The 6,407-nt window shown below is 76.9% G+C and carries 5 protein-coding genes and 1 rRNA gene; 1 reads left to right on the forward strand and 5 read right to left on the reverse strand.

Features of this window, described 5'->3' with window-relative positions; all coding sequences use genetic code 11:
- Window positions 1–17: 17 nt before the first annotated feature.
- Together FHL79_RS03830 and FHL79_RS03835 are read right to left on the reverse strand one after the other, a co-directional pair.
- A complete protein-coding gene (locus tag FHL79_RS03830) occupies window positions 18–1,091 on the reverse strand; it encodes an HAD-IIA family hydrolase (protein ID WP_138757293.1) in 1,074 nt (357 codons plus the stop codon).
- A gap of 52 nt (window positions 1,092–1,143) precedes the next feature.
- Window positions 1,144–1,545, reverse strand: a complete 402-nt coding sequence (locus FHL79_RS03835) for a tetratricopeptide repeat protein (RefSeq protein ID WP_138757294.1) — start codon at window positions 1,543–1,545, stop codon at window positions 1,144–1,146.
- A gap of 102 nt (window positions 1,546–1,647) precedes the next feature.
- Here FHL79_RS03835 and FHL79_RS03840 point away from each other — a divergent pair, with 102 nt between their 5' ends.
- Window positions 1,648–2,976, forward strand: a complete 1,329-nt coding sequence (locus tag FHL79_RS03840; protein WP_138757295.1) for a DUF1015 domain-containing protein — start codon at window positions 1,648–1,650, stop codon at window positions 2,974–2,976.
- A 14-nt stretch (window positions 2,977–2,990) separates the two neighbouring features.
- Here FHL79_RS03840 and FHL79_RS03845 read toward each other — a convergent pair whose 3' ends face one another.
- From FHL79_RS03845 to rrf, 3 genes are all read right to left on the reverse strand, one after another.
- Entirely contained in the window at window positions 2,991–3,350 is a 360-nt protein-coding gene (locus tag FHL79_RS03845; RefSeq protein ID WP_138757296.1) for a single-stranded DNA-binding protein, read from the reverse strand.
- Between the two features lie 84 nt (window positions 3,351–3,434).
- The gene (locus FHL79_RS24940) at window positions 3,435–4,352 is read right to left on the reverse strand and encodes a hypothetical protein (RefSeq protein WP_171057997.1); all 918 of its coding nucleotides are present in this window, start codon (window positions 4,350–4,352) and stop codon (window positions 3,435–3,437) included.
- A 1,866-nt stretch (window positions 4,353–6,218) separates the two neighbouring features.
- Window positions 6,219–6,335 (reverse strand): 5S ribosomal RNA (gene rrf / locus FHL79_RS03855).
- Window positions 6,336–6,407 lie beyond the last annotated feature (72 nt).

The following is a 6,407-nucleotide window of genomic DNA, read 5'->3' on the forward strand; positions in this document are numbered from 1 at the left end:
GCCGCCACCCCACCGGCTCAGTCAGCGGACAGGCCCCACCCGGCCAGCGCCGCCGCGGCCTCGTCGTCCCCGGCGCGGACGACCGGCGGGCTGCCCTCCTCGGGGTGCCGCGCCCAGTTCGCGACCGCCAGCGCGCGCAGGCCGTCGAGCCCGTCACCGGGCTCCCGCTGCGGACCGGTCGAGCGGAGCACCAGGGCCTCCCCCGCTGCCTCGGCCTGCCAGCCGCCGCAGCGCCAGGCGCCCTCGACCGCCGTCACGGCCGGGTGCGGAGTGAGCACCCCGGCGAGGTCGGGGGCCAGCAGGTCCGGCCGGTGGTCCGGGACGGCCGCCAGCAGGTCGGCGGGCCGGGCCACCCCGGTCAGCACCAGGAGGCTGGCCGCCCCGGCGCGACGCGCGCCCTCGATGTCGGTGTCGAGCCGGTCACCGACGACGAGTGGTCGGCGGGCCCCGGTCCGGCGGACACACTCGGCGTGCATCGCCGGGTCGGGCTTCCCGGTGACCAGCGGCTGCTGACCGGTGACGGCGCTGACCACGCCGACCAGGGCACCGTTGCCGGGGAGCACACCGCGCGGCGACGGGATGGTGGCGTCGGTGTTGGTGGCCACGTGCCGGGCCCCGTTCCGGACGGCCACGACCGCCTCGGCCAGCTGCGCCCAGCCGACCCCCGCGCCGTAGCCCTGGACGACCGCGACCGGGGTGTCCTCGGCACGGTCGACGACGGCGAGGCCGGCTGCGGTCAACGCCGCCGCCACGCCCGGGCCGCCGACGGGCAGCACCGCGGCGCCGGCACCGAACAGCTCGGCCACCACCGAGGACGCCGCCTGCGAGCTGGTGATGACGTCGGCGGGTCCGGCCGGGACACCCAGTGCGGTGAGGTGCTCGGCCACCTGCTCGGGTGTGCGCGCGGCGTTGTTGGTGACGTAGCCCAGCCGCATGCCGGCTGCCACGGCCCGGGCCAGCGCCGCGGGCACGCCGGGCACGGCATCCGGCCCGACGTAGACCACGCCGTCGAGGTCGAGCAGCGCGACGTCGTAGGTGTCCGCCGGGGGCACGTCCGCGCCGGCGGACAGCGGGAGCGCGGCCGGGCTCACGGGGCACCGGCCGACGTTCGGGCGGGCCGGACCGGAGGTCCCTGGACGGCGTTCATGGCAGCTCCTCTGCGAGGCCGCGGCGGGCTCGGACGCCGCGCAGCGCTCGTGCGTAGTGACCCAGGTCGGGGCGCATGGCCACCGCCAGCGCGAGGTGCTCGGCGGCGGTCTCCAGGTCACCGGCCCGGCTGGCGGCCAGACCGAGCCCGAACTGGGCGTAGTCGTCGGTGGGGTTGACGCTGATCAGTTCGGTGAAGCTGTCCATCGCGGCCCGGTACCGATGGGCGCCGTACTGGGCGCGGGCCAGGGCCTCGAGCACGCTGCGCGACCCGGGTTCCGCGGCGAGGGCGCGTTCCAGCAGGGTGGCCGCGGCGTCGGGGTGGCCGTCGCCGAGCAGCTGGAGTCCGCGCTGGTACCACTCGTAGACCCCGCCGTCCGGCTGTCCTGGCCCGGTCACCGCCGCTCCTCTCCTGGTGCCGTGGCCGACCGGTGGCCCCGGGCGGGCTGCACCGGCAGACGCCGCCGCTGCTCCCGGCCGGCGCGCTCCTACGATCGACCCGTGCCCTCGACGTCGGCGGACGCCCCGCCCCCTGACGCTACGGGTCTCGACGTCCGACCGTTCCGTGCTCTGACCTACCGGGAGCACGACCCGGAGCACCTGGCCCGGGTGAGCTCGCCGGCCTACGACCTCGTGACCACAGCAGGCCGCGACCGCCTGGCCGCGGCTGATCCGCACAACATCGTCCGCCTGATCCTGCCGCACGTCGACCCGGTGCCGGGGCAGGACGCCGGCCGGCCGGCGCGCGACCGCCGTTCCGCCGACGCCGCAGCGCAGACGCTGCACCGCTGGGTCGCCGACGGCGTGCTGCGGCAGGACGACGCCCCGGCACTGTGGCGCTACGAGATGGCGGGGTCGGACGGAACGCTGACCACCGGGTGGCTCGGTGCTGTCACACTGCCCCCGCCCGGGTCGGCGGCCGTGCTGCCGCACGAGGACACCTTCGCCCCCGCGGTGGCCGGCCGCACCGCCCTGCTGGCGGCAACGCACACCGACCTGGAGCCGATCGTGCTGGCGCACGACCCCGATCCGGCAGTGGCCGAGCTGACCCGGCTGACCCGGATCGGGGCGCCGTCCCTCGAGGTCGCCGACCCCGACGGGGTGGTCCACCGGCTGTGGCGGGTCGCCGATCACGACACGGTCGACCGGCTGACCCGGGCGCTGGCCGGGACCCGGTCGGTGATCGCCGACGGCCACCACCGGTTCGCGGCGGCCCGCGAGCACGTCGCCACCGGCCGGCACCTCGGCGACGAGGACGGCGGTCACGGCCGGATACTGGCCCTCCTCACCCCGATGGGCCCGGGCGGCCTGCGGCTGCGCGCCATCCACCGGGTCGTCCCGGACCTCTCGCTGACCGACGCCCTGGCCGCCGCTGAGCACGGCTTCCGGGTCCGCGACGTCACTCCGGTGGGCGGCGACCTCCGGGCGACCGCGCAGGACTGGACCGACCAGGCAGGCGGTCCGGCGTTCCTGCTCACCGACGGGGTGCGGATGGCCGAGCTGTCCGCCCCCTCGCCGGAGATGACCGCCGCCGTGCCCGCGGAGGCACCGGACGCCTGGCGGGGGCTGGACGTGGTGCTGGCCCACTCCGCCCTGCTGACCGGTCTGTGGGGCCGGTCGGACGACCCGTCGTCGGTGCTGGTCGCCCACGACGTCGACGAGGCGCTGCGGCTGGTCGACGATCGAGCCGGGGTGGCCGTGCTGCTGCGGTCGCCCTCGCCGGCGGACGTGGCTGCGGTCGCCCGGGCCGGGGCCCGGATGCCCCGGAAGTCGACGCTGTTCGTGCCCAAGCCCAGGACCGGGCTGGTGCTTCGGCCGCACGGCGACTGAGCTCCAGACCCGGCTCAGGCGGACCGGGGCGCCGCGCGCTGACCGCTCTTGGCGATCCGCCGACCGCGGCGGCAGCTGACCTCGTAGGCGACGGCGGTGCCGGTCGGGGTGCGCCAGAAGCGTCGCTGCAGCGAGCCCTCGACCTCCACCACGTCGTCGGGAGCCCAGGCGGCCGCGTGGCGGTGCAGCCCGCGCTGCAGGCTGACGCAGGTGAAGACGTCGGACCTCGGGCCGCCGGGACGCGGTTTTTCCCGTCGCACGACGAGCTTGAGGACGAGCAGTGTGTCGCCGCTGGGCAGCGGACGGAGCTCGGGAGGTGTCGACAACCGTCCACGCAGGACGACGTCGTTCCGGTCGATGACGGCGAGGCTCATGCGGCCAGCCTCACCGCCGCCCCGCCGCCCAGCCAGGGCCGCCACTGATCTGTGGACGGCCCTGGCGGGTGTGGATGGCGGAGGTCAGTCCGTCGGAGGTCGCTGCTCCTCGTCGGTGCTGGCCTCCTGGAACAGCCGGGTGTGGTCCCGCTCGACCGGGGGTGGGACCTCCCCGAGCAGCTCGGCGACCTCGGCCTCGATGTCGTCCTCGGTCACGTCGCCGCCGACCTCGTCCGCCAGCGCGCGGCCCAACTCGTCGTCGGCGGACTCGGCCGTCGCGTCGGCCGAGCCGCCGACCGCCGTGTCGGCGTCGGCCTCGTCGTCGTCCTCGTCGGCGTCGTCGGCGGCGTCGTCGTCTTCGTCGACCGACAGCTCGTCGAGGTCCTCCGCGAACAGCTCGGACACGCCCGTCAGGTCGTCCGGATCGGCAGCGGCGATCGCCGCGTACCACTCACGGGCCAGCTCGGAGTCACCCCGGGCGTCGAGCAGGTCCCCGTAGGCGGTGGCCAGCCGGAGCTGCCCCAGATCGGGATGACCGAGGCCGGCCGGGGTGGGCCGGCCGCCGAGGGCTGCCTCGAGGACCAGCGCCGCCGCGGGCAGCTCGCCGAGGTCCTGCCGGGCGCCGGCCTCGACCAGCCGGAGCTCGACGAGCTCCTCGGCATCAGGCTGCGCCTCGAGGCCCTCCTGCACCAGCCGCAGCGCGTTCTCCGGGCGACCCAGCGCGCGCTCGCAGTCGGCGAGGACGGCGCGGTAGCTCTGGTCACCGCTCATCCGGGCGTAGGCGCGCAGTTCGCGCGCCGCCTCGGCGAAGTCGCCGGCGTGGTACGCCGCGACCCCGACCGCCTCCCGCACGGGAGCCAGCCGGGACGCTCGGTCCCGGGCCGCCCGGGCGTGCTCGAGCGCGAGCTGCGGGTCCTCCTCCAGCAGTCCACCGGCGGCCACGAGGTGCCGGCCGACGGTGTCGGCGTTGCGGGTGTCGAGACCACGGAGCGCGATCCGCACCGACGGGTCGAGCTCGCGGGCGTCGGCCCAGTCGGGCAGCTCAGGGCCCGGCGCCCGGCGCGGAGCCGCATCGTCGCGGCCAGGCGGGCGACTGTCGGGCGCGGACGGGCGGCCGGCGGCGGACCCGCCCCGCTCCGGTCGGCGTTCGCGCCAGTCGCTGCCACCACCCGCGTCACCGGCGGGGCCACCGGCGCGCTCCGGGCGACGGTCCTGCCAGGCGGGACGGTCGGGCGCGGCGCGGTCGCCCGCAAGGCGCCGGTCCTGACCCGCCGGACGACCACCGGCGGAGCGGTCGCGGGACGAGCGGTCACCGCCGCCATGACGGTCCTGCCAGGCGCGCTGGGCCACCTCGGGGTCAGCCGTCCGCTCGGTGCGGGGTCGGCGCTCCGGTGCCGAGTCGCGCTCGCCCGCCGGACGGTCCTGCCGCGGGCGGTCCGCCTGCGGTCGGCCTCCACCCGAGGGGCGACCGGCACCCGGGCTGCGGCCCTGCCACTCACGACGCGGTCCACCCGAGGACTGCGGACGGTCCCCGGCGGGACGACGGTCCTGCCAGCTCGGCCGGTCACCCGACGGTCGGCCGCCGCCCTGCGGACGGTCCCCGGCGGGACGACGGTCCTGCCAGGCCGGCCGATCACCCGACGGTCGGCCGCCGCCCTGCGGACGGTCCCCGGCGGGACGACGGTCCTGCCAGGCCGGCCGATCACCCGACGGTCGGCCGCCGCCCTGCGGACGGTCCCCGGCGGGACGACGGTCCTGCCAGCTCGGCCGGTCACCCGACGGTCGGCCGCCGCCCTGCGGACGGTCCCCGGCGGGACGACGGTCCTGCCAGGCCGGCCGATCACCCGACGGTCGGCCGCCGCCCTGCGGACGGTCCCCGGCGGGACGACGGTCCTGCCAGGCCGGCCGATCACCCGACGGTCGGCCGCCGCCCTGCGGACGGTCCCCGGCGGGACGACGGTCCTGCCAGCTCAGCCGGTCACCCGACGGGCGGCCGCCACCCTGCGGGCGACCAGCACCCGGTCCGCGGTCCTGCCCCTCACGGCGCGGACCGCCCGAGGACTGCGGACGGTCCCCGGAGGGACGCCGGTCCTGCCAGCTCGGCCGGTCACCCGACGGACGACCCCCGCCCCGCGGACGCTCTCTGGCCTGCGACCGGCCACCGCCCTCTGCGCGGTCCCCGGACGGGCGGCGGTCCTGCCAGCTCGGGCGGTCACCGGACGGGCGGCCACCACCCTGGGGGCGACCGGCACCCGGGCCGCGATCCTGCCCCTCACGGCGCGGACCGCCCGAGGACTGCGGACGGTCCCCAGAGGGACGACGGTCCTGCCAGGCCGGGCGGTCACCCGACGGACGGCCCCCACCCTGCGGACGGCCTCCGCTCTGTGCACGGTCCCCAGAGGGACGCGAGTCCCGCTGCGGGCGGTCGCGCTGCGGACGGTCGCCGGTCGGTCCCCGGCCCCACTCGCCGCCAGACGCACCGCCCTGAGCCCGGTAGCGGTCGTCACGTGACGATCCCTCGCGAGGCGCGGCGCCCCGGCCACCGTCGGCGGGACGGGAGCCACGGTGCCCAACAGGGCGCTGTGGGCGACCGCCGGTGCTGCCCTGCCGCGGCCCGCCACTGCTGCTGGCTCGGGAGCCGCCGGTACCCCGGCCTCGGTCTGAACCAGCCGGCCCACGTCGCGGAGAAGTCATGATGCTGTACGTACCTCACTGGTGAACGGCGCACGCCCGATGGGGGCACCTCTACGGCATCGCACCCACCCGGTACCGCTCACGCAGAGCAGCACCGGTCGGTCGACGAAAGTGGGACGAACACACAAAACGGGGGCCGGAGCAAAAGCTCCGACCCCCGTTTCGTTGAGTTATGTCCGGCGGCGTCCTACTCTCCCACCCGGTCCCCCGGGCAGTACCATCGGCGCTGAAAGGCTTAGCTTCCGGGTTCGGAATGAGACCGGGCGTTTCCCTTTCGCCATGACCGCCGTAACACTGTGAAGATGTCACCCACCCCCGCCACACACCCCGCCCCCGACCAGCGGGGAAAGGGCAGTGTGGGGT

It is taken from the genome of Modestobacter altitudinis (genome assembly GCF_005930475.1).
GTDB lineage: Bacteria > Actinomycetota > Actinomycetes > Mycobacteriales > Geodermatophilaceae > Modestobacter > Modestobacter altitudinis.